This is a genomic window from Mycobacterium sp. 852002-51613_SCH5001154 (assembly GCF_001667425.1).
Taxonomy (GTDB): Bacteria; Actinomycetota; Actinomycetes; order Mycobacteriales; family Mycobacteriaceae; genus Mycobacterium.
Map to the genome: position 1 here is coordinate 1 of NZ_LZII01000031.1, position 22,002 is coordinate 22,002.

The following is a 22,002-nucleotide window of genomic DNA, read 5'->3' on the forward strand; positions in this document are numbered from 1 at the left end:
AACCTTCTCCTCGGGGGCTCCGCTTTCGCGCGCCCCCCCAACCTGGGCAAAAATATTGTTGCTAAATTTTTCCTCCCTGTGTCCAATACCCCCCGGCCCCGGGGCGGGGGCGGGCCCGCCCCCACGCCGTTCGTCTGGCGCGAGAGGGCGCCGACATCATCGCCGTCGACATCGCCGGAAAGCTGCCGTCCTGCGTCCCCTACGACCCGGCGACTCCCGACGATCTGAGCGAGACCGTTCGCCTGGTTGAGGAAACGAACCGCCGGATCATCGCCTCGGTGGTGGACACCCGCGACTTCGAGGGGATTCGCAAGGCGGTCGACGACGGTGTCGAGACTTTCGGGCGACTCGACATCATCGTCGCCAACGCCGGGGTCGCGGCCCCGCAGGCCTGGAACGACATCACGCCGGAAAACTTCCGCGACGTCATGGACATCAACGTGACCGGTACCTGGAACACCGTGATGGCCGGCGCCGACAGGATCATCGAGGGGGGCCGCGGCGGCTCCATCATTCTGATCAGTTCCGCGGCCGGCATGAAGATGCAGCCGTTCATGATTCACTACACCGCAAGCAAGCACGCCGTCACCGGAATGGCGCGGGCTTTCGCCGCCGAGCTGGGCAAGCATTCGATTCGCGTGAACAGCGTTCATCCCGGACCGGTGAACACTCCGATGGGAACGGGCGACATGGTCGCGGCGGTGGGCAAGGCCATGGAGACCAACCCCCAGCTGTCCAACGTCCTCACCCCATTCCTGCCCGACTGGGTTGCCGAGCCGGAGGAGATCGCCGATACGGTGTGCTGGCTGGCCAGCGATGAGTCCCGCAAGGTGACCGCTGCCCGCATCCCGGTCGATCAGGGCTCGACCCAGTACTGACCGGTCGCCCGATCCCGGGAATATATTCACCGGCATCGGCGCTTGCAGGGCACATGAAAGCCTTCACCGAGAGCGAACGTCAGGAGTTTCTGGCCGCCAAGCACGTGGCCGTGCTGTCCGTCGACGCCGCCGACGGCCGGCCGCCCGCCAGCGTCCCGATCTGGTACGACTACACCCCCGGTGGCGACGTCCGGATCATGACCGGAGCGTCCAGCCGCAAGGCGCGGCTCATCGAGCGGGCGGGCAAGGTGACGCTGGTGGTCCAGCGCGAGGAGCCCCCCTACCAATACGTGGTGGTCGAGGGCACGATCGTCGATACCACCAAGCCTGCCCCGGCCGACGTGCAGGAGGCAGTCGCCATCCGCTACCTCGGTGAGGAAGGCGGCCGCGCGTTCATCCGCAGCATGGAGGGCGTGGAAGAGGTGTTGTTCACCATTCGCCCCGACCGCTGGCTCAGCGCGGATTTCACCGGCGACCTGTAGAGTTCTCAGCCGATCAGTTCCAGCGTCCCGAGTTCGCGGATCGCTCGACAGCCTCGGCCGAGCATGGTCAGCACCATGTCGTCGCCGCGTTCGGTGGCGGCGGCGAACGCGAACCCCAGCGCCGAGATCAGCGGCGCCTGCAACACCCCGAGCCGGTAATCGCGCCAACATGTTTGGCCGTCATAGCCGGTGACGCCGCAGGCCACCAAGGCGCGGTGATAGTCGGCGACGAGCTCCTCTTCGATACTCGCGCGCAGCTGCGAATTGAGACTCGTCGCGGTGAAGTAGGCGAGATCCCTGGCCGGCAAACCGACGCCGAGCGTCTGCCAGTCGACCACGCTGACCCGGGTCTGGTCCGGGTCGAAGAGCAGGTTATCCAGGCGATAGTCGCCGTGCAGCAGGGCGAACCGGTCATACTCGGAGAGCAGCCACGGCGTGACCAAACCCATTGCCGTGCTGAAGGTCTCGCGGTCTTCGGCGCTCATCCGGTCGCCCAGCTTGTCCAGCGTGATATCGGCGCTCATCTTCGCCACTTCGCCCATGCCGCCGGCGCCCGCCTCGTCCGGCCTGGCGAACGCGATGCCCGGGAAGTCGAGCCAGACGGGATCACACCAGCTGGGCGCGTGCAGCCCGGCCAGAGCGGTAACCGCGAGGCGCGCTTCCGTCTCCCCGCAACCGGCCAGCTGATCGCCCTGCACCGCCGGCGCCTGGTCGGCGAGGAGCAACGCAAAATCCATCGCATCCTCGGTGATCTCGGAGTAGAAGCACTGCGGCGTCGGCACCTGCACCCGGTCCGCCACGGATGAGTAGAACGCGCATTCGCTGCGATATCCGATGACGACCCGGTCGCGCACGGTGTCGTCCAGGGCCGGCAGTTTGATGACGAAGGTCTGCGGCAAGTCACCGGGGTCGGTCGCGTAGCGGGCGCACACTCGGTAGGTGGCACCGGTCTGCCCGGTGCCGATCGCGACCACGTCGACGTCGGCGACCTCGACAGGGGCGCCACGCCCGCTGAGCGCGGCCGACAGCCATTGCGGGGTCACGTCGCCGGGATACCGCGGAATCGACACCACAGCACTCATGAACAGCACGCCTCCTGTACCCGGACCGCTCCGTCCGACTGACAAACTGTAAGGCATACCGCAAGTGCTGCGGTCAACTACGGTGACCTAGTCCGCGAGAATCCGCCAGTCGGCGGCCTCGTGCTGCTGGCGCCAGAACTCGTCGAAACGCCCACCCGCCGCAAGCAATTCGTCGACCGTGCCGTCCTCGATCACTCGGCCGTCGTCCAGAAACAGGACGCGGTCGGCGTGGCTGATGCTGGCCAACCGGTGCGCGACGATCACCTGGGTGCGTGAGCGCGGGTCTAGTGTGAGCGCGTCGACCACCGCGGCCTCGTTCTCGGTGTCCAGGGCGCTGGTCGCCTCGTCGACCAGCAGGATCGGCGCCGGCTTGAGCAGTGCCCGCGCGATGCTGACCCGTTGGCGTTCACCCCCGGAAAGCGCGGAACCGGCCTCGCCGACGATCGTGTCGGCACCGTCGGGCAGCCGATTGATGAGTTCATCTACACGGGCGAGGGCGACGGCTCGTTTGAACTGGCCGTCGCCGGCGCCGGGATCCCCGGCGAACACGTTGTCGCGGATCGACCCGTGGAAGAGATAGGGATGTTGGAACACCACGCTGCTCGCCGCCCGGCGGGCTTCGGCGTCCAGCGTCGCCGTGTCGACGCCGTCGATCAGGACCCGGCCGCGGGTGGGTTCGTGCAGTCCGGCGATCAGCGCCAGGATGGTGCTCTTGCCCGATCCTGACGGTCCGACGATCGCCGTGGTGCCCCCCGGCGCCAAGGTGAAGCTCACCCCATCGAGCACCGGCACGGTCGCACCGTCATAGCGAAAAGTGACGTCGTCGAACTCGATGCGCGGCGCCGCGGCGGCGTCGGGCAACGTGGCCGCCCCGGCGTTCATCAGCGGCGCGGTGAGGACCGAGCGAATGCGATCGAGCGTGGCGCGGGTGCTCTCCAACGCCGGTGCCAGCTCGCTGATCGTGGTGAACGGCTCCAGATAGCGCACGATCACGACGATCAGGGCGATGGCTTCCGGGATCGTGACCGTCTTGTTTACCGTCAGCGCGGCGGCCGCGCCTGCCAGCAGGATCAGGGAGAGCTGGCTGGCAAGGCTGAACAGCAGCTGGCCCGGGATCTGCATGGACAACAGCCGCATGGTCGCACCGTGCTGCGCGGCCAGCGCATCCCCGACCAGGCTGCGCGCGGGCTCGACGCGCCGCGCGGCCCGCAACGCCTGCTGGGTGCGGGCGAACTCGATGATCCGTTCGGTGAGGGCGCCATTGGCTTCGTCGGCCGCGGCGTCGGCTCGCCGCGTCAGCCGCGCCGACGCCCACAGCGCCCCCAGCAGCAGGGGCACGCCGCCCAGCGCGGCCGCGCCGAGCTGCCATGAAACCGGGAGTAAGGCCAGCCCGATGGCCGCGGGCAGCAGGATGGCCGAGATCAGCGGGGTCAACAGGTTGACGACGAGGCCGACCAGTTCGGGTCCCGTGGCGGCAATCGCCTGCCGTGCGGTCGCGGTGTGCTCGGCGGTGAACCAGTCCAGCCGGACGCCGGGCAACCGGTCCGCCACATCGTGCTGGCTGTGGTCGAGCACGGCAAAGCCGAGGCCGAAGCCGATGCGCGCGGTCGCGGTGTCGATCACCCATCCGATCACGGTGGCGGCGGAGAGCCAGCCCAGCCACACCAGCGCGCGGCGCGGATCATCGCCGAACAGGGCGCCCACCAAGGGAACCAGCAGGACGGTGGCCACCGCCCGCACCACCACCGAGAGCACCGCGAGCGCGGCGTAGGCGATCACCTTGGCGCGGCGATCCGCGGGCACCAAGCCCAACCACGTGCGGATCATCGCGCCCCCTCCTGAACCGTGGTGGCCGCGACCGGTTCTCGACGGCCACGCTCCCACAGCCGTCGATACCGACCGTCAGCGGCAAAAAGCTCGTCGTGCGTGCCGCGTTCGGCGATCCGGCCGTGGTCGAGCACGACGATCTGGTCGGCTCCGGTGATGGTGTGCAATCGATGGGCGATCACCAAAACGGTTCGATCCTGAGTCAACCGGCTAAGCGCTTGCTGCACAAGGTATTCCGATTCCGGATCGGCGAACGCGGTGGCCTCGTCCAGGATCAGCACCGGGGTATCCGCCAGGATCGCCCGGGCGATGGTCAGCCGCTGTCGTTCGCCGCCCGAAAGGGCGGTTTCCGCGCCCAGCACGGTGTCGTAGCCGTTGGGCAATCGCATGATCCGGTCGTGGATCTGCGCCTGACGCGCCGCCTCCTGGATCTGCCCCTCGGTGGCATCGGGGACGGCCAGCGCGACGTTCTCCGCGACGGTGCCGTGCACCAGCTGCGTCTCCTGCAGGACGAAGCCGACCTTTGCGTAGAGTTCGTCGGCGGTCATCGCCCGGATATCTTGTCCCCCAACGCGTATCACGCCCTGGTCGGCATCGTGAAAGCGGGCCAGGAGGGCGGCCAACGTCGACTTGCCGGACCCCGACGGCCCCACGAGGGCGGTGACCGTGCCGGGCCGCAGCGTCAGCGAGACGCCCTGGATCACCGGAACCCCCGGGCGATAGCCGAAACTGACGTCGTCGAACGCCACCGCCGCCGACGAATCTCCGGACCGCTCCTGCTCACGCACGTCGAGCTCGGGCTCGTCGAGCGTGTTCTGCAGGCGCCGGGCGGCAAGCATGCCGGCACTGATACCGCCGACCCCGTACGCGATCCCGAGCAGTCGCGCGCCGAAGGTGGTGCCCAACAACAGGAACGGCAAGAGGTTCACCGGATCCATTCGCCCCGTGACGGTGAGCAGGGTGCCCGTGAGCGCGATCAGCCACAGGAATGTCGACGGCCGGGTAACCAGGTCCATGAGCGTCTTCTTGCCGGCCAGCGGGCGCTGCCAGGAGACCAGGAATTCGACGTACTCGTCCAGGCGGCGGCGGAAGCTTGATGGGGCCGCCCCGCCGAAGACGCGGATCACCGGCTGGCCCTCCAGGTAGGCGCCGGCCTCACCGCTCATCTTCTCGGCCCAGCGCTGTGATTGGGGGATGCGCGGGCCCGACTGAATGGTGAGTGACGACGTCAACACCAGGTACACCAGGACGGGCAGGAATAGCACGAGCGCTACGCGCCAGTCGACGACGAAGAGGTAGACCAGCACCGCGACTGGCGCGACGATCGCCGCGACCGCGTCGGGGATGGCGTGGGTGACCAGATAGTGCAGTGAGAGCGTGTCGTCCTGCAGCAGCTGTTTGATCGAGCCCGATCCGCGCGCGGTGAACCAGCCCAGCGGTAGCCGAGATAGCTTGCGCAACAACCGCGAACGCAGGTCGGCGGCGAATCGCGCGTCGATGACGTGCAACCACAGCGTGAGGGCCGCACCCAGCACGGTTCCCGTTCCGAGCAGCGCGACAGCGGCGATCCCTACGTCCCAGAGTCGCGATGCGGGTGCCCCGGCGACCAGCAGCCGGGACAGCTCGACCAACAGCACGAACGGCGCCAGCTGCACCACCGTGATGACGGCCTGCAACACACCGGAGAGGATCAGCGCCGACCGCAGCGGCGCGAGCAACCGGCCGGCGCCCTGGGCGCGCCAACTTCCCCGGGCCGCGGGGGCGGGCGTCTTGTCAGGCGGCTTTGGTGGGCAAACATGCTCGGGGACAACGTCATTCACCGGCTCCGGCTCGTCGCCGCGGCGGGTGCCCATCGCACGCCCGGCACTCCAGTACGCCTGCGCATGTATTACCGACTTGGGGAAACCGAACTCGTCGCGCAGCCGTGTCCGCACGTGCTTGAGCACCGCCGCCTCGGGCGTGGCCCAGGCATACCAGTTGGACCAGTCGCGATTATCAATCGCCGCGGCAAGCGACCGCTCGTCGCGCCGCGTGACCCAGTGCACTTGCAGGCGAGGATGCTGGGCGAGCGGGATCAGGACGTCGTTGTCGTCGTGCTGCTCGAGATACATCTCGATCGGGACGTCGTCGGGGATGACCCCGATGATCCCGTTCATCCCCGGGATCGACGCCGAGTCGCCGATCAGCAGATAGCCGGCCGGCTGTTCGTCGGGCACGTCGAATCGGGACGAGCCCATCAGCGCCATGACGGCGATCGTCGCGCCGGGCTGCACGGTGCGCGCCCACTTCGACGCCGGGCCGGCGGGCTCGTGCAGCACGACGTCGACGGCGAAGCGGCCGCTGGGGACGTCGGCCTCCGAGATCGTGTAGGCACGCTGGAACTCGGTGTTGGATCCGTCCGGGTCCGGAAACCAGAACCGCAGCCACGCGGCGGGCTCGGCGTCCACGTCTTCGAACAACGTCGGGGATGTCATGCGCACCCGCACGAAATGCGGCGCAATCCGGACGGTTTCGATCACCGTTGCGGTGTGGTCACGTGCGCCGAAGCTTCGCAACATCACACCGGAGAACCCGCGCGCCATCAACGGTCCCTTCCTGCGGCGCTCAACTCCGCGACGACTTCACCGAACCGGGGCCCGGCGGACCCTCCGCTCGACAAGTTACCGCAAAACTAAGGGTTGCCTTACCAAAGGTCAACTCGTGGCCCGCGGGCTGTTGGGCCAGTAGCCTGGAAGCGTGAGCAGCGAAACGGTGCCGCCCGTGTTGCTTTACGACGGGGTCTGCGGCGTCTGCAACGCCGCGGTGCGCACGATACTTCGGTTCGATCACCACGGCACCCTGCGCTTTGCGGCCTTGGACAGCGACTTCGCCCAAGCGGTCTTTGCCCGGCACCCATCCATCAAGGACGTGGACTCCGTGGTGTTCGTCGACGAGCCCGAGCAGCCTGGAGAACGCGTCGCCGTGCGATCCGCCGCCGCGTTGCGGGTGGTGGATTACCTTGGCGGGCCGTGGAAGCTGCTCGAGGTCGCCCGCGTCATCCCCACTCCCCTACGGGACTGGCTATACGACAGGGTCGCCGACGTCCGCTACCGCATCTTCGGCAAGTACGACACCTGTCCGCTGCCGCCGCCGGAGGTTCGGGCACGCTTCCTCGACGCCTAGTCGATAACCAGGTCGGCCTCGGACTCTTTGCGCTTCAGCTCGGCGAGCTTGCGGTGGCCGATTCGCGGTTTTCACCCATCATCACCGCCGCCTCGTGATCTTCTCCCCGTCATGACGTGCCCGCCGAGAACGGGCCAACACCGCCCCAATCCCTCGCGTTGAGATAACGCCTCGGACGCCGAAAGCTCCTCGCCCTACCCCCGTCGCATGGAGTGAAACCTTATGTTGCTCAGCCGATTTCGCAGCCAAATCGGCTGACTCGCAACGACCTCAGGGAGACACCGCGATTGGCGACGCAGCGAAGCAGGCTGACCTATTTCGACCGACCGGTGCCGCCGTGCCAGGAGCCCGACCCCTGCTTGTGTTGGGAGTGGCTGTATGTGCCGTCGCCGTCCGGAAGGTTGCTCCGGGTGTGGTCCGGCGATGGCACGCAGTTTCCGTCGACGTCGGTGTAGCCGCCGCACAACGGAAGTGGCGCGTGCGGCGACAGCGGGGCGACCACTAAAGGCGGTTGAGCGCTCGCGATGGGCGCCGAACCGATGGCAGCCGAGATGAACATTGCGGCGCCGACGAGCACAGAACGAACCATGCGTATTTCCCCCTGAATTTGGCTTGTGAACCTGCCGTGGCAGTCCCGAGCGCCGCCTTGGGGGAGGTTAGCGTGACAGCCGCCTCCGAGAGGCGGTTTTCGTACAGAAGTACCAAAAGGGCCCAGAGAAAGCTCACTCCAATACCACGTGCTGATGATGTCGAAGCCAGTCAGACCGCTGCATGGACCGCCCTTGAAGATGAGTGCGGGCGGAGGGACTCGAACCCTCACGCTCTTTCGAGCACCGGCACCTAAAGCCGGCGCGTATGCCATTTCGCCACGCCCGCGCGCCTCAGCGATCGTACCGCCCAGTACAGGAAGCGACCGGACGGCGGCGCCTCGACGAATTCGTCGGACCCAGATCGTGAGCGGTACCGTCAAGGGGTGTCCACTACGCATCGTCGCAGGCCCGCGCTGATCGCCTTGGTGATCGTCGCGGCGTGCGGTTGCCTCGCGCTGGGCTGGTGGCAGTGGACCAGGTTCCAGTCGGTGTCAGGCACGTTCCAGAACCTCGGCTATGCGCTGCAGTGGCCGCTGTTCGCCTGGTTCTGCGTGTACGCGTACCGCAAGTACGTGCGCTACGAAGAGATGCCACCGGAGCCTCGGCAGGACGCCGCCGTCACCGAGATACCCGCCGGCTTGCTGCCCGAGCGCCCCAAGCCGACGCAACAGACTTCCGATGACCCCGCCATGACGGAGTACAACGCCTACCTGGCCGAGCTTGCCAAACAAGACACCGAAAAACAGAACAGGACCACCGCATGACCACACCGGAGAGATCAGCGTCGGCATTCCCCGTCGAGAAGATCCGCACCGCGTTGCTCGGCTACCGGGTCATGGCGTGGGCGACGGGTCTGTGGCTAATCGCGCTGTGCTACGAGATCGTCTCGCATCTCGTCTTGCACCACGAGATCCGCTGGATCGAGGTGGTTCACGGTTGGGTGTACTTCATCTATGTCCTGACCGCGTTCAATCTCGCGGTCAAGGTGCGGTGGCCGATTCCCAAGACGATCGGTGTGCTGCTTGCCGGCACCATCCCCCTCCTGGGCATCATCGTCGAGCAAGTCCAGACCAGGGATGTGAAGGCCCGATTCGGGCTGTAGGGCTCGAGTGTGCGGCTGGCTTCACACTCGAGGCCGAACGTGCGGCCAGCTTCACACTCGGCAGGCTCTAGGGCAGGTCGCGCAGCGCCGGCACTAGCGAAGCGAGAGCACGACCGCGATGGGAGACCGCGTCCTTCTCCTCGGGGCTGAGCTCGGCCGCGGTGCGGTCGGAACCCTCTGGAATGAAAACCGGGTCATACCCGAAGCCGCCGTCCCCCCGCGGTTCCCGGGCGATGCTGCCGGGCCACTCCCCGCGGACGACGACCTCGCCGGACGGCCCGGCCAGGGCGCACGCCGACACGAACGCCGCTCCGCGCCGTTCGTCGGGCACGTCGCGCAACTGCGCCAACAGCAGCGCGGTGTTGGCGGCGTCGTCGCCGTGATCACCCGACCAGCGCGCCGACAGGACACCGGGCATGCCGTTCAAAGCGGCCACCTCCAGGCCGGAGTCGTCGGCCACCGAAGCCAGGCCCGTCGCGGCGAATGCATCCCGCGCCTTGGCCAACGCGTTGTCCTCGAACGTCGCGCCCGTTTCGGGCGCCTCGTCGAAGGGCGGCACGTCATGCAATGAGACCAGTGTCAACCCCGTCAGGCCGGCCGCGTCGAGCACCCGGCGCAATTCGGCCAGCTTCTTGCGGTTGCGGCTGGCGACCAGAAGCCGGGTCATCATCTATTCCTAAATAGGCGTCTGGGCCGTTGCCGATGCACCCCGGCCACCTTACGGACCGCGAGATATGGGTCGGCGACGCGAAGGGCATCAGCAGTGCCGGCGTACAACGCGACACGCTCCGCAAGGAATAGCCAGGGCGCCGAAGTAGCTTCGTCCAGAGTGAGTCAAAAACCCGATAACGAGACGCTCAAGGCGCTCAATAACAACATCACCGATGAGTTTCGCGCCAATGCCGGCAAGGTCGGCGGACGATTCGAGGGCAACGAGCTGTTGCTACTCACTACGAAGGGCGCGAAGTCCGGCGAGCCGCGCGTCGCGCCGCTGGTGGTCTTCCGTATCGACGGCAAGCTGCTGATCGTCGCGGGTTACGGTGGCGCCGACGTCAACCCGGGGTGGGTCCACAACCTGCGGGCCAACCCGCGGGCGCGCGTTGAAGTCGCTTCCGACTCGTTCGACGTCGTCGCGCACGAGCTCGACTCGTCCGAACGCCAGGCGATCATCCCCAAGATCAACGCGACCGTACCCGCGTTCGCGTTCGCGAACTACCAGTCAAAAACCACACGCACCATCCCAATATTCGAGCTGCAGAAGGACGAGTCATGACCGACCGGAAGGGGTCTCGTCTTGGCCGCGGCGTCGGCGATGGTAAACGCGGGCAGTCAGGCCAAGGTCAAGCTGCCGACCAGAAGCCGGGTCAGCTGCCGAACGCCTTCGGCGGCGCCGAGCCCTCGGGCAGCTCACCCGGATAGGGCAGGGCCAGCGCCTCGCGCTGGGCGGCGAACAACTTGTCGCAAGCGGCTAGCGCCACGTCGAGCAATTTGTCCAGCGTCGAACGCGGGAACGTCGCGCCCTCGCCGGTGCCCTGCACCTCCACGAGTGTCCCGGTGTCGGTGGCGACGACGTTCATGTCGACCTCGGCCCGCGCGTCTTCCTCGTAGGGCAGGTCCACCCGGATCCTGCCGTCGACCACCCCGACGCTGACCGCAGCGATGGCACACGACAGCGGCCGCGGATCGGACAACTTGCCCGCCGCCGCCAGGTAGGTCACGGCGTCGGCCAGCGCCACGAAGGCGCCCGTGATGGCGGCGGTGCGGGTGCCGCCGTCGGCCTGCAGCACGTCGCAGTCGACGGCAATGGTGTTCTCCCCCAACGCCGCCAGATCGATGCAGGCCCGCAGCGACCGGCCGATTAGTCGGCTGATCTCCTGGGTGCGCCCGGACGGCCGCCCCTTCACGGATTCGCGATCGGAGCGCGTATGGGTTGCCGACGGCAGCATCGCGTACTCGGCGGTCAGCCATCCCAAACCCGACCCCTTGCGCCAGCGCGGCACCCCATCGGTGACGCTGGCGGTGCACATCACCTTGGTGTGGCCGAATTCGATGAGTACGGATCCCGCGGGGTGGTCTGTGAATCCGCGGGTGATGACTACGGGACGGAGCTCGTCGTCAAGACGACCGTCTTCTCTTCTGGTCACGACGCCAACCCTAACGCGGGCTTGCTCAGACCCTTTCAGAGCGGCGGATATCGAAAGATTCGCCGCACACCACCGCATGTACGGGGCCGTCGAACTCGGCCTTGGCCTCGCTGATCACGTCCTCGCGTGAGGTCCACGGCGGGATGTGGGTCAACAACAGCTCGCGAACGCCGGCCTGCGCCGCGATCCGGCCGGCCTCGGTGCCCGACAGATGCAGAGCGGGCGGGCGGTCCGGCGAGTGCGTCCAAGAGGCTTCGCAAAGGAAGACGTCGGCGTCCCGCGCCAGCTCGACCAGCTGATCACAGACGCCAGTATCGCCGCTGTAGACGAACGAGGCGCCGGTCGAATCGGTGAACCGCAGGCCGTACGACTCGGTGGGGTGGGCGACCACCCGCGGTGTCACGGTCAGCGAGCCGAGCGTGACCGGTTCGCCGTCGACCCAGTGCCGAACGTCGAAAATGTCTGAGCAGTCGTCGATTTCACCGCCATACGGTGACGACGCCGCACCCAGCCGAGACCAGGTGTCGCCGGGGCCGTACAACAACGCCTTGCCGTCCGGCCGCGACGGGTGGTAGCGCCGCCACACGAACAGACCGGGCAAATCGAGGCAGTGGTCGGCGTGCAGATGGGACAAGAGCACGTGCACGGAGGCGGGATCGGCATAGCGCTGGAGCGCGCCCAGCACGCCGCCGCCGAAGTCGATGACCATCGGCGGTGTGTCCGGTGCCCGGAGCAGATATCCCGACGCGGGCGAATCCGGCCCTACCACGCTGCCCGAGCAGCCGAGCACGGTTATTCGCACGGACACTACTGTGCCATGCCCGATAGGACCGTGACGAAAACATCGCCGCATTGGTGTGATGAGAATCTCGTCAGCACTAGTCGATCCGCACGTGGTGAACGGGCTGCACGCCGGTGACCGCGGGACCGAGGAATCGCGCGGCCAACTTGGTGAATGCCTCGGGGTCGCCGGTGGCTTCGAAGACCCGGGTCGCGGGCGGCGCGTCATGCGGGCGCAGCAGGTCACGCTCGGTGAGCACGCGGAGTACCTCCTTGGCCGTCTCCTCGGCGCTCGACACCAGCGTCACCTGCTCGCCCATGGCCAGCTGGATCAGCCCGGACAGCAGTGGGTAATGCGTGCACCCGAGCACCAGGGTGTCGACCTGGGCGCGTTGCAGCGGCTCGAGGTAGCCCTCGGCCAGCCCGAGCACCTGACGGCCACTGGTCACGCCGCGCTCCACGAAGTCGACGAATCGCGGGCAGGCCACGGCGCTGACCTCGGTGTCGCGCGCGGCCGCGAACGCGTCCTGGTAGGCGTGCGAGTTGATGGTCGCCTGGGTGCCGATGACACCGATGCGGCCGTTGCGCGTCGTGGCGACGGCACGACGGACCGCCGGCAGGATCACCTCGACGACCGGTACGTCATACCGCTCGCGGGCATCCCGCAGACAAGCCGCGGACGCGGTGTTGCAAGCAATCACCAACGCCTTCACCCCGCGCCCGACAAGGTCGTCCCCGATGGCCAACGCGTGCGCGCGGACCTCGGGAATCGTGAGCGGACCGTATGGCCCGTGACCCGTGTCGCCCACATAGACGATGTCCTCGTCGGGCAGTTGGTCGATGATGGCCCGCGCGACGGTCAGGCCCCCCACGCCGGAGTCGAAGATCCCGACGGGCGCCAACGGCGAGGTCATGTCTTGGGGCGCGGCGTGGCGGCGCCGGCTTTTCTCTTCGCGCGGGCTTTGCGTTCCGGCGCGGACAACCAGTACGCGGCGACGACGCCGGCGATCGCACCGCACAGGTGACCCTGCCACGACACGCCACCGCATCTGCCGAGCACCGGCATGGCACCCAGCAGCACTCCGCCGTAGGCGAACAACACCACCAGCCCGATCGCGATGTCCGCGAAGCGGCGCACGAAGATCCCGAACACGAGCAGGAAGGCCAGCCAGCCGAAGATCAGGCCGGAGGCCCCGATGTGATCCGTCGGCCCGCAGGAGCTGCCCATGTCCCCGATCAGCCAAGTGCCGAAGCCGCCGAGGATCCACACGATCGCGGTGGCCCAGACGAACCGGCTCAGGCCGGCGAGCGTCATGAGGAAGCCGAGCACCAACAGCGGGACCGTGTTGGCCATCAGATGCTGCCAACTGGCGTGCAGTACCGGGGAAAAGACGATCCCCCACAGCCCGTCGGCCTCCAGCGGTCTGATGCCGTTCTCGTCCAGGGAATGCCGGGTGAGCTGGTCGATGAGCTCAATCAGGTAAAGCAGCGCGACGAAGGTGAGGATCGTGGCTGCGCCGACCACCCACGGAGGACGCTTTGCCGACGTCGCCGGTGTCCCGGAGCGCCCCGTGGTCTTACCCATAGCTGCAGGTTACCGGCGCGGACGGCGGGGAACTTCTCATCGGTTAAACGCCCCGGGCAACACGTCGCGGTAGGCCGGTATGCCGGCCACCGAATCCGCGGCGAACACGCCCACCAGCACCGCGCGCGCCAGGCAGTCGGCCGCGGCGGCACCGACCTCCGCGGCCAGCCGCATCTCGGGCGAAAACGAGGCGGGCGCGTCGGGCGGGGGTGGCACCTCGACCGCCCCGGTGGCCAGTGCGAACACGGTGTCGCCGTCGTACGGGGTGTGCGCCGGCCGGACGGTACGGGCCAGGCCGTCCTGCGCGGCCACGGCGACGCGCCGGCACGCGGCCGGGCTCAGCGCCGCGTCGGTCGCCACCACGCCGATGACGGTGTTCAGCGGGCTGTCCAGCGAGCTCGACGCAGTCGGCAACTGCGCGAACGCGTCGATCTCCTCCCTCGGCGGTGGCCGCAGCGCGAACTCCTGGATGAGGTCCGCCATCCACGGCAGGCCGGTGGCCCGGTCGGCGACGTCGCCGGCGGAATTCACCACTACCACCGCGCCAACGGTCGCCCCGGACGGCAGCGTCGTGGAAGCGGTCCCGACTCCGCCCTTGAACACCCCGGCACGTGCCCCGACGCCGGCACCGACGTTCCCGACGGCCGGCGCCCCCTCGCCACTCGCCGCCGCGGCTTCGCAAGCCAGGTAGCCGAACTCCGCCGTCGGGCGGCGATCCCAGCCGCCGACCGGCAGATCGAAGATCACGGCGCCGGGCACGATGGGCACCACGCCACCATCCATCGCCACCCCACGTTCGCGTTCTTCCAACCAGCGCATCACGCCGTCGGCGGCGGCCAGACCGTACGCGCTGCCGCCGGCGAGCAACACGGCGTCGACGTAGCGGACGGTGTTGGCCGGATCCAGCAGGTCGGTCTCCCGGGTACCGGGGGCGCCGCCGCGACAGTCGACGGCCCCGACGGTGCCGGGCGGGGTCAGCACGACGGTGACGCCGCGGGCCCATCCGGCGCCCATGGACGCGTCGGGGTCGAGTCGATGATGGTGACCGACGCGGATACCCCCCACGTCGGTGATGGCGTCCATCCGGCGTCCATCGGGGCTCATCGGGACCCCATCAGCACCAGGACGAGGTATTCCTGCAAGACGGTCAACCACTGGTACACGTCGAAGTGCACCGCCAGCGGGTGGTCAGCGGGCAGCCGCTCCGGCCCTTCGGGCCCGACCTCGAGCATCACCCCCAGCGTGAGCCGGATGTCGTTCACCGCCGCCACCCAGGCGTTCGCGTCCTCCTCGGTCAGGTCGAACCGGCCACCGTCTGCCGGAACGGTGTCCAACATCCGCTGCGCCGCAAGGCGTTTGGCGTCGATGATCTCGGGCTCGTGCAGGCTGCGCAGCGCGGCGTTGAGGCTATTTACGGCGCCGGAAGCCGATGGGTCGTCGTCGTCGGGATGGAAGAAGTCGGGCAGCAGCCGGCGCAGGGTCGGGTCCTTCGGCGGATCACTGTTTCCGGTCTTTATGCCGGTGATCTGCTCGAGTTCGTCTGCGGGCGAGGATGATTCACGCTCATCGAGCAACCCGACCATGGCGGTTGCCAGGTTCTTCAGCAGGGCGGCCTCGTGGGACGCCAGGGCGGACCGAAAACGGGGACCGTCCGCGGTCTCGACGCGCTTCCACTTGCGCACAGGTATTCGCCGCAGCCCCGAGTATCAGCGGTCCTGCTGCAGCGTCGCCCACAACCCGGCCGCATGCAGCTTGGACACGTCGACTTCCATGGACTCCCGGCTGCCGGCCGACACCACCGCCCTGCCTTCGTTGTGCACCTGCAGCATCAGCTTGGTGGCGTGCGGCTCGCTGTAGCCGAACAACTTCTGGAACACATACGTCACGTAGGTCATCAGGTTGACCGGGTCATCCCACACGACCGTGACCCACGGACTCGCCGTGACGTCTACCGGAGCGGACTCGCGTTGTCCTGTAGTGCCCGGCTTAGTGGGCGCTGACATAACAACCATGGCCTCCACGATACCGAGCGACCGGCGAGGTTTCCGAGCCCCCGAGGGCAGCCGATACCGTTATGGAATGAACGACCCGGTCGTAACTGGGCTGCTTACCGACAAGTACGAGTTGACGATGCTGGCGGCGGCGCTGCGAGACGGTACCGCCGACCGACCGACGACCTTCGAATTGTTCGCGCGCCGACTCCCCGAGGGGCGCCGCTACGGCGTGGTCTGTGGGACCGGGCGCCTGCTCGAAGCGTTGCCGCAGTTCGGCTTCGACGACGAGGCGTGTCAGCTGCTGGCGCAATTCCTCGATCCAGATGCGTTGCGCTACTTGCGCGATTTCCGGTTCCGCGGTGATATCGACGGCTACGCCGAAGGCGAGCTGTACTTCCCCGGCTCTCCCGTCTTGTCGGTGACCGGCACGTTCGCCGAATGCGTCGTGCTCGAGACACTGGCGTTGTCGATCGTCAACCACGACACGGCGGTCGCGTCCGCAGCTGCGCGAATGGTGAGCGCGGCCAGGGACCGTCCGCTGATCGAGATGGGGTCACGGCGAACCCACGAGCATGCCGCGGTCGCCGCGGCACGCGCGGCCTATATCGCCGGCTTCGCCGCGTCCTCCAACCTCGAGGCCCAGCGCCGATACGGAATCCCCGCGCAGGGCACGTCGGCGCACGCGTTCACCATGCTGCACGCGAGCGGAGAGCCCGCCGATGTGACCGAACTGGCCGCTTTCCGCGCGCAGGTCGACGCGTTGGGCGTCGACACCACGCTGCTGGTGGACACCTACGACGTGACGACCGGCGTTGCCAACGCCGTGGCCGCCGCCGGGGAGTCGCTCGGCGCGGTCCGTATCGATTCCGGGGAGTTGGGCGTGCTGGCCCGCCAGGTCCGCGAGCAGCTCGACGGTCTGGGAGCCACCGCAACCCGCATCGTGGTCTCCGGCGACCTCGACGAGTTCTCGATCGCCGCCCTGGCTGCCGAACCGGTGGACAGTTACGGCGTCGGCACGTCGCTCGTGACGGGTTCGGGCGCGCCGACGGCGAATATGGTCTACAAGCTGGTCGAGGTCGACGGAATGCCGGTGCAAAAGCGCAGTAGCCACAAGGAATCCCGCGGCGGCCGCAAAGAGGCGCTGCGCCTGACGCGCACGTCCGGCACCGTCACCGAGGAGCTGGTGTATCCGGCCGGCCGCCGGCCCTCGGTCACCGAGCCGTCGCGGGTGTTGACCGTCCCGCTGGTCCGTGGTGGCGACGTGGTGTCCAAACCGAATGTGGCCGCGGCACGCGAGCTGGTAGCTTCCGGGCTGCGCAGTCTGCCGTGGGAAGGGCTGAACCTGTCCCACGGAGAACCTGCGATCCCGACCACGCAGATCCCCGCCGGCCGCCGGTAGCACCGCAGAGCAAAAGAGGCTGACCACGTCCGAAGTGTCCGTGCCCGAGTTGCTGGCCATCGCCGTGGCTGCGCTCGGCGGCAGCGAGCGCAGCGGCCAGCTCGAGATGGCCGACGCCGTCGCGCGGGCGTTTGCCACCGGCGAGCATCTCGTCGTGCAGGCCGGTACCGGCACCGGAAAGTCGCTGGCCTACCTGGTGCCCGCGATCGTCCGCGCCATCGATGACGACTCGCCAGTCGTCGTATCCACGGCCACCATCGCGCTGCAGCGGCAGCTCGTCGATCGGGACCTACCCAGGCTGATCGATTCGATCGCCGACGCCCTTCCGCGCCGCCCGCAGTTCGCGCTGCTCAAGGGCCGCCGAAACTATCTGTGCCTGAACAAGATTCACAATGGCGGCGCCGAGGCCGAGGAAGACGCCGGCGACCGGCCGCAGGAGGAGCTCTTCGATCCGATGGCGTCCACCGCCCTGGGCCGCGACGTCCAACGGCTCACCACGTGGGCGTCGACGACCGAGTCCGGTGACCGCGACGACCTGAAACCCGGTGTGCCGGATCGATCCTGGTCCCAGGTCAGCGTTTCGGCACGGGAATGCATAGGCGTGGCCCGCTGCCCGTTTGGCTCCGAATGCTTCTCCGAACGGGCGCGCGGCCGGGCCGGGGGTGCCGACATCGTGGTCACCAACCATGCGCTGCTCGCCATCGACGCCGTCGCCGAGTCTGCGGTGCTGCCCGAACATGCGCTGCTGGTCGTCGACGAGGCCCACGAACTGGTCGACCGGGTGACGTCGGTGGCCACCGCGGAGCTGACACCGGCCGCCCTGGGCGTCGCGGCGCGGCGGATCGCCCGATTGGTCAATCCGGAACTGACCCAGCGGCTGGAGGCGGCGACGGCCAACTTCGCCGCGGCGATCCATGACGGCACACCGGGCCGCATCGACCGCCTCGACGAGGAGCTCGCGACGTACGTGACCGCCCTGCGCGACGCGGCCGGCGCGGCGCGCTCGGCGATCGACACCACGAGCGACGCGAAAGCCGCCGCCGCACGCGCCGAAGCGATAGCGGCGTTGAGCGAGATATCCGACGCCGCCTCGCGGGTCCTGTCGTCGTTCACCCCGGCCATTCCCGATCGCACCGAAGTCGTGTGGCTGGATCACGAGGACAACAGGGGGGCGATGCGCCCGGTGCTGAGGGTGGCGCCGCTGTCGGTCGCGGGCCTGCTGCGCGACCGGGTGTTCGCCCGTTCCACCACCGTGTTGACGTCGGCGACCCTGACCATCGGCGGGTCCTTCGACGCGATGGCCGCGGCGTGGGGTTTGACCGCTGCCGATACCGAAATGCCATGGCGCGGCGTCGACGTCGGCTCGCCGTTTGAGCACGCCAAGGCCGGAATCCTCTATGTCGCCGCACACCTACCGCCACCTGGGCGGGACGGCACCGGGTCGGCCGAGCAGCTGACCGAGATCGCGGAGCTCATCACGGCGGCGGGCGGGCGGACGCTGGGATTGTTCTCGTCGATGCGCGCCGCGCGGGCCGCCGCGGAAGCCATGCGCCAACGGCTGTCGATGCCGGTGCTGTGTCAGGGCGACGACAGCACCTCCGCGCTGGTGGAGCAGTTCAGTGCCGAGGAGCAGACCTCGTTGTTCGGCACGCTGTCGCTCTGGCAGGGCGTCGATGTTCCGGGGCCGTCCCTGTCCCTGGTGCTCATCGATCGCATCCCGTTTCCGCGGCCCGACGACCCGCTGCTGGGCGCGCGCCAGCGAGCGGTGGCCGCGCGCGGCGGCAATGGCTTCATGGCGGTCGCCGCCAGCCACGCCGCGTTGCTGTTGGCGCAGGGCTCGGGTCGGCTGTTGCGCCGCATCACCGACCGCGGGGTGGTCGCGTTGCTGGATTCGCGGATGGTCACCGCCGGTTACGGCGGCTACCTGCGTGCCTCGCTGCCGCCGTTCTGGCAGACCACGAATCCGGCGCAGGTCCGCGCCGCCTTGGAGCGGCTGCGCACCGCGTCGGAGGGCCTTCCCGCGTGAGGTCAGCGGGCCAGAGTGACCAGACCCAGCTCGGTGCCGGCGCCAAGCATCGGGTGATGGGGCAGCACGCGAACGGTGTATCCGACCGCCCCGGCCAGCGGTAACGACAGCGTCGTCGAGAACACCTGGTTGCCGCCCTCGGCGGTCCCGGTATACGACATCTCGACGGTGACCGGGTCCAGCAGCGCGTCGCTGGCGTCGACCCTGCCCACCACCCCTTGGACCGTGACCTCGTCGGGCGCCAGCCCGGCGAGCGCCACGGTGGCGGTCAGGGTCAGCTTGGAGCCGAGCACGGGCGTGTCCGGCAGCCCGGTGCTGTCCACATCGGTGATGGTGATCTTGGGCCAGGCCTCCTCGGCGCGCCGACGGTAGGCGGCCACCTCGCGGGCCGCCCCGAACTCAGCGCCGTCCGCACCGTCCTCGGCGGGACCGATGGTCCTGCGCAGCGACTGCGCCGCGTGCGTGTAGTACCGCTCGACGTAGTCGCGCACCATGCGCGAGGCCAGCACCTTCGGGCCGAGCGTCTGCAGTGTGTGCCGCACCATCTCGATCCACCGTGGCGGCACCCCGTGTTCGTCACGTTCGTAGAACTTCGGCGCCACGGCCTGCTCCAGCAGATCGTAGAGCGCGCTGGCCTCCAGGTCGTCCCGGCGAGCCTCGTCGGCCACGCCGTCGGCAGACGGTATCTCCCAACCGTTTTCGCCGTCGTACCACTCGTCCCACCACCCATCTCGGATGGACAGGTTCAGCCCACCGTTGAGGGCGCTCTTCATCCCGGAGGTGCCGCAGGCCTCCAGCGGCCGCAGCGGATTGTTCAGCCAGACGTCGCAACCCCAGTACAGGTGCCGGGCCATGGACATGTCGTAGTCGGGCAAAAACGCGATGCGGTGGCGCACTTCCGGCCGGTCGGCGAAACGCACCACCTGCTGGATCAACGCCTTCCCCCCGTCGTCGGCCGGGTGCGACTTCCCGGCGACGATCAGTTGAATCGGCCTGTCCTCGTCGAGCAGCAGACGTTCGAGCCGCTCCGGGTCGCGCAGCATCAGCGTCAGCCGCTTGTACGTGGGCACCCGCCGGGCGAACCCGATGGTGAGCACATTCGGATCGAATGCCGTTGCTATCCAGCCTAATTCGGCGTCTGATGCGCCGCGTTCCAGCCAGGATTTACGCAGTCGCTGCCGGACGTCCTCGACAAGCAGCGACCGCAATTGCGAGCGGATCCACCAGAGATGCCCCGCGTCAACCTGGTTCAGTCGGAGCCAGACGCCCGGATCGCCGAACGAATCCGACCCGGCCAGTTCGCGCCCCAACTGCAACCATTGCGGCGCCGCCCAGGTGCGCGCGTGAACTCCGTTGGTGATCGACCCGATCGGCACCTCGTCCGCGTCGAACCCGGACCACAGCTCGTTGAACATGGCCCGGCTCACCTCACCGTGCAGCAAAGAGACTCCGTTGGCCCGCTGCGCCAGCCGCAGACCCATGTGCGCCATGTTGAACTTGGTCGGATCGTCCTCGGCGCCGAGCGCGAGAATCCGGGCCGTCGGTACGCCCGGCAACAACGAGGGCGCACTCTTGGCACCGGCTTTCTTCTTACCGGGATCGTCCTCGACGTGACCGTCGAAGTAGAGCCGCACCATGTCGATGGGGAACCGGTCGATACCCGCGGGCACCGGAGTGTGAGTGGTGAACACGGTGCTGGATCGCACGACGGCCAGCGCGGTGTCGAAGTCCAACCCGGCATCGACCATCAACTCGCGGATGCGTTCCGCTCCGAGGAACCCCGCGTGCCCCTCATTCATGTGGAACACCTCGGGCGCGGGCAGGCCTTCGATGGCGGTGAACGCGCGGATCGCCCGCACCCCGCCAATGCCGGCCAGCAGCTCCTGCCTCATCCGGTGTTCCTGGTCACCGCCGTAGAGCCGGTCGGTGATGCCGCGCAGCTCATGCTCGTTCTCGGGGACATCGGAATCGAGCAGAAGCAGCGGTACCCGGCCCACCTGAGCAACCCAGATCCGCGCGTGCAGCTGGGCGGAGTCGGGAAGCGTGAGCTCAACCAGGACGGGATCGCCGGCGGCATCGGTGAGTAGCCGCAGCGGCAGCCCTTGCGGATCCAGCGACGGATAGGTCTCGTTCTGCCAGCCGTCTGCGGTCAGCGACTGGCGGAAATAGCCGGACCGGTAGTAGAGGCCCACCGCCACCAGGGGCACCCCCAGATCGGAGGCCGACTTCAGGTGATCCCCCGCGAGGATGCCCAAGCCGCCCGAGTAATTGGGCAGCACCTCCGCGACGCCGAACTCCATCGAGAAGTAGGCGATCGCCGTCGGCATCGCCACGCCTTCGGCTTGCTGCTGCTGGTACCACAGCGGACGGCTCAGGTACTCGTTCAGGTCGGCGGCCAACTGATCGAGCCGGCCGAGGAACGCTTCGTCGAGCGCCAGCTCATCGAGTCGTGCCGGGTTCACCGCGCCCAGCAACGCCACCGGATCAGAGCCGCACCGCTCCCACAGGCCGTCGTCGATGGTTGCGAACAAGTCCTGGGTCGGCTTGTCCCATGACCATCGCAAGTTGGTCGACAGCTGATCCAGCGCGGCCAGCCGTTCGGGTAGGTGAGCGCGGACGGTAAAGCGGCGGAGGGCTTTCACGCGTCCTTACCTTACTGAGGATTTCGCCCCACGCACGGCGGCGGTAGAGACCGCTTTTCCCGCCGAGGGTGTGACCGGACACTAGGCTGGGTATCGGTTAGTTATTGGGGCCGCAACGCTGCTTCCCCACAAAGGAAGTTCCCCACGACAGGAAGTTTCGCCAGACGAGAGGCCTTCCGCGGCGGAGCACACCGCGGTTGGGCCGCACACAATCGGAACCAGTCGACGACGATGCGGTCCGAGAATGCGGACCGAGGAGGAGTCGGCTAGTCGGAATACTGCCGGCGACGATGCGGTCCGCGAAGCGGG

The 22,002-nt window shown here is 68.1% G+C and carries 21 protein-coding genes and 1 tRNA gene; 8 read left to right on the forward strand and 14 right to left on the reverse strand.

Annotated elements, in window-relative coordinates:
• Window positions 1-65 precede the first annotated feature (65 nt).
• Together A5750_RS07750 and A5750_RS07755 are read left to right on the forward strand one after the other, a co-directional pair.
• Window positions 66-878 carry a mycofactocin-coupled SDR family oxidoreductase gene (locus A5750_RS07750; RefSeq protein WP_067261883.1) on the forward strand — a complete coding sequence of 271 codons (813 nt, stop codon included), beginning with the start codon at window positions 66-68 and terminating at the stop codon, window positions 876-878.
• Between the two features lie 53 nt (window positions 879-931).
• A complete protein-coding gene (locus A5750_RS07755; RefSeq protein ID WP_066948308.1) occupies window positions 932-1,360 on the forward strand; it encodes a pyridoxamine 5'-phosphate oxidase family protein in 429 nt (142 codons plus the stop codon).
• Between the two features lie 5 nt (window positions 1,361-1,365).
• Here A5750_RS07755 and A5750_RS07760 read toward each other — a convergent pair whose 3' ends face one another.
• The 3 genes from A5750_RS07760 to A5750_RS07770 form a co-directional block, all read right to left on the reverse strand.
• The gene (locus A5750_RS07760) at window positions 1,366-2,442 is read right to left on the reverse strand and encodes a phosphotransferase family protein (protein WP_067261999.1); all 1,077 of its coding nucleotides are present in this window, start codon (window positions 2,440-2,442) and stop codon (window positions 1,366-1,368) included.
• An 87-nt stretch (window positions 2,443-2,529) separates the two neighbouring features.
• Window positions 2,530-4,269, reverse strand: coding sequence for an ABC transporter ATP-binding protein (locus tag A5750_RS07765; RefSeq protein ID WP_067261884.1), 1,740 nt, complete (start codon window positions 4,267-4,269; stop codon window positions 2,530-2,532).
• Window positions 4,266-6,851, reverse strand: coding sequence for an ABC transporter ATP-binding protein/permease (locus A5750_RS07770; RefSeq protein ID WP_067261886.1), 2,586 nt, complete (start codon window positions 6,849-6,851; stop codon window positions 4,266-4,268). The genes A5750_RS07765 and A5750_RS07770 overlap by 4 nt, the downstream gene beginning before the upstream one ends.
• A 154-nt stretch (window positions 6,852-7,005) precedes the next feature.
• Here A5750_RS07770 and A5750_RS07775 point away from each other — a divergent pair, with 154 nt between their 5' ends.
• On the forward strand, window positions 7,006-7,431 hold the full coding sequence (locus tag A5750_RS07775) for a thiol-disulfide oxidoreductase DCC family protein (RefSeq protein WP_066948318.1): 426 nt from the start codon (window positions 7,006-7,008) through the stop codon (window positions 7,429-7,431).
• A 313-nt stretch (window positions 7,432-7,744) separates the two neighbouring features.
• Here the strand turns inward: A5750_RS07775 and A5750_RS07780 are convergent, their stop codons facing one another.
• Together A5750_RS07780 and A5750_RS07785 are read right to left on the reverse strand one after the other, a co-directional pair.
• Window positions 7,745-8,020 carry a DUF3761 domain-containing protein gene (locus A5750_RS07780; protein WP_082948362.1) on the reverse strand — a complete coding sequence of 92 codons (276 nt, stop codon included), beginning with the start codon at window positions 8,018-8,020 and terminating at the stop codon, window positions 7,745-7,747.
• A 204-nt stretch (window positions 8,021-8,224) separates the two neighbouring features.
• Window positions 8,225-8,307 (reverse strand) — tRNA-Leu (locus A5750_RS07785).
• 97 nt (window positions 8,308-8,404) lie between these two features.
• Between A5750_RS07785 and A5750_RS07790 the strand changes: the two genes are divergently transcribed.
• Both A5750_RS07790 and A5750_RS07795 read left to right on the forward strand, forming a co-directional pair.
• The gene (locus A5750_RS07790; RefSeq protein WP_067261890.1) at window positions 8,405-8,785 is read left to right on the forward strand and encodes a hypothetical protein; all 381 of its coding nucleotides are present in this window, start codon (window positions 8,405-8,407) and stop codon (window positions 8,783-8,785) included.
• Window positions 8,782-9,123 (forward strand): DUF3817 domain-containing protein, encoded by a 342-nt coding sequence (locus tag A5750_RS07795; RefSeq protein ID WP_066948327.1) that lies wholly within the window; start codon window positions 8,782-8,784, stop codon window positions 9,121-9,123. Before A5750_RS07790 ends, A5750_RS07795 begins: the two co-directional genes overlap by 4 nt.
• Window positions 9,124-9,190: 67 nt before the next feature.
• Here A5750_RS07795 and rdgB read toward each other — a convergent pair whose 3' ends face one another.
• Window positions 9,191-9,793 (reverse strand): RdgB/HAM1 family non-canonical purine NTP pyrophosphatase, encoded by a 603-nt coding sequence (rdgB, locus tag A5750_RS07800; protein ID WP_197505383.1) that lies wholly within the window; start codon window positions 9,791-9,793, stop codon window positions 9,191-9,193.
• A 159-nt stretch (window positions 9,794-9,952) separates the two neighbouring features.
• Here rdgB and A5750_RS07805 point away from each other — a divergent pair, with 159 nt between their 5' ends.
• Window positions 9,953-10,396: a nitroreductase family deazaflavin-dependent oxidoreductase gene (locus A5750_RS07805; protein WP_067261892.1), complete on the forward strand. Its 444-nt coding sequence runs from the start codon at window positions 9,953-9,955 to the stop codon at window positions 10,394-10,396.
• 91 nt (window positions 10,397-10,487) lie between these two features.
• On the opposite strand, the gene rph is transcribed toward A5750_RS07805, so the two are convergent.
• The 7 genes from rph to clpS all read right to left on the reverse strand — a co-directional run bounded on the left by rph (window position 10,488) and on the right by clpS (window position 15,644).
• Window positions 10,488-11,267, reverse strand: coding sequence for a ribonuclease PH (rph, locus tag A5750_RS07810; protein ID WP_067261895.1), 780 nt, complete (start codon window positions 11,265-11,267; stop codon window positions 10,488-10,490).
• 25 nt (window positions 11,268-11,292) lie between these two features.
• Entirely contained in the window at window positions 11,293-12,075 is a 783-nt protein-coding gene (locus A5750_RS07815) for a cyclic nucleotide-degrading phosphodiesterase (protein ID WP_066948350.1), read from the reverse strand.
• Between the two features lie 70 nt (window positions 12,076-12,145).
• A complete protein-coding gene (murI, locus tag A5750_RS07820) occupies window positions 12,146-12,961 on the reverse strand; it encodes a glutamate racemase (RefSeq protein WP_067261897.1) in 816 nt (271 codons plus the stop codon).
• Window positions 12,958-13,632: a rhomboid family intramembrane serine protease gene (locus A5750_RS07825; RefSeq protein WP_066948358.1), complete on the reverse strand. Its 675-nt coding sequence runs from the start codon at window positions 13,630-13,632 to the stop codon at window positions 12,958-12,960. Before A5750_RS07825 ends, murI begins: the two co-directional genes overlap by 4 nt.
• Window positions 13,633-13,668: 36 nt before the next feature.
• Complete coding sequence (locus tag A5750_RS07830; RefSeq protein ID WP_067261899.1) at window positions 13,669-14,715, reverse strand: P1 family peptidase; 1,047 nt, start codon at window positions 14,713-14,715, stop codon at window positions 13,669-13,671.
• 17 nt (window positions 14,716-14,732) lie between these two features.
• Window positions 14,733-15,314, reverse strand: a complete 582-nt coding sequence (locus A5750_RS07835; protein ID WP_066948366.1) for a DUF2017 domain-containing protein — start codon at window positions 15,312-15,314, stop codon at window positions 14,733-14,735.
• Window positions 15,315-15,338: 24 nt separating this feature from the next.
• A complete protein-coding gene (clpS, locus tag A5750_RS07840; RefSeq protein ID WP_066948522.1) occupies window positions 15,339-15,644 on the reverse strand; it encodes an ATP-dependent Clp protease adapter ClpS in 306 nt (101 codons plus the stop codon).
• 67 nt (window positions 15,645-15,711) lie between these two features.
• Here clpS and A5750_RS07845 point away from each other — a divergent pair, with 67 nt between their 5' ends.
• Entirely contained in the window at window positions 15,712-17,025 is a 1,314-nt protein-coding gene (locus A5750_RS07845; RefSeq protein ID WP_067261902.1) for a nicotinate phosphoribosyltransferase, read from the forward strand.
• A gap of 19 nt (window positions 17,026-17,044) precedes the next feature.
• On the forward strand, window positions 17,045-19,051 hold the full coding sequence (locus A5750_RS07850) for an ATP-dependent DNA helicase (protein ID WP_066948373.1): 2,007 nt from the start codon (window positions 17,045-17,047) through the stop codon (window positions 19,049-19,051).
• A gap of 2 nt (window positions 19,052-19,053) precedes the next feature.
• Here A5750_RS07850 and glgP read toward each other — a convergent pair whose 3' ends face one another.
• A complete protein-coding gene (gene glgP / locus A5750_RS07855) occupies window positions 19,054-21,693 on the reverse strand; it encodes an alpha-glucan family phosphorylase (protein WP_066948376.1) in 2,640 nt (879 codons plus the stop codon).
• Between the last annotated feature and the right edge of the window lie 309 nt (window positions 21,694-22,002).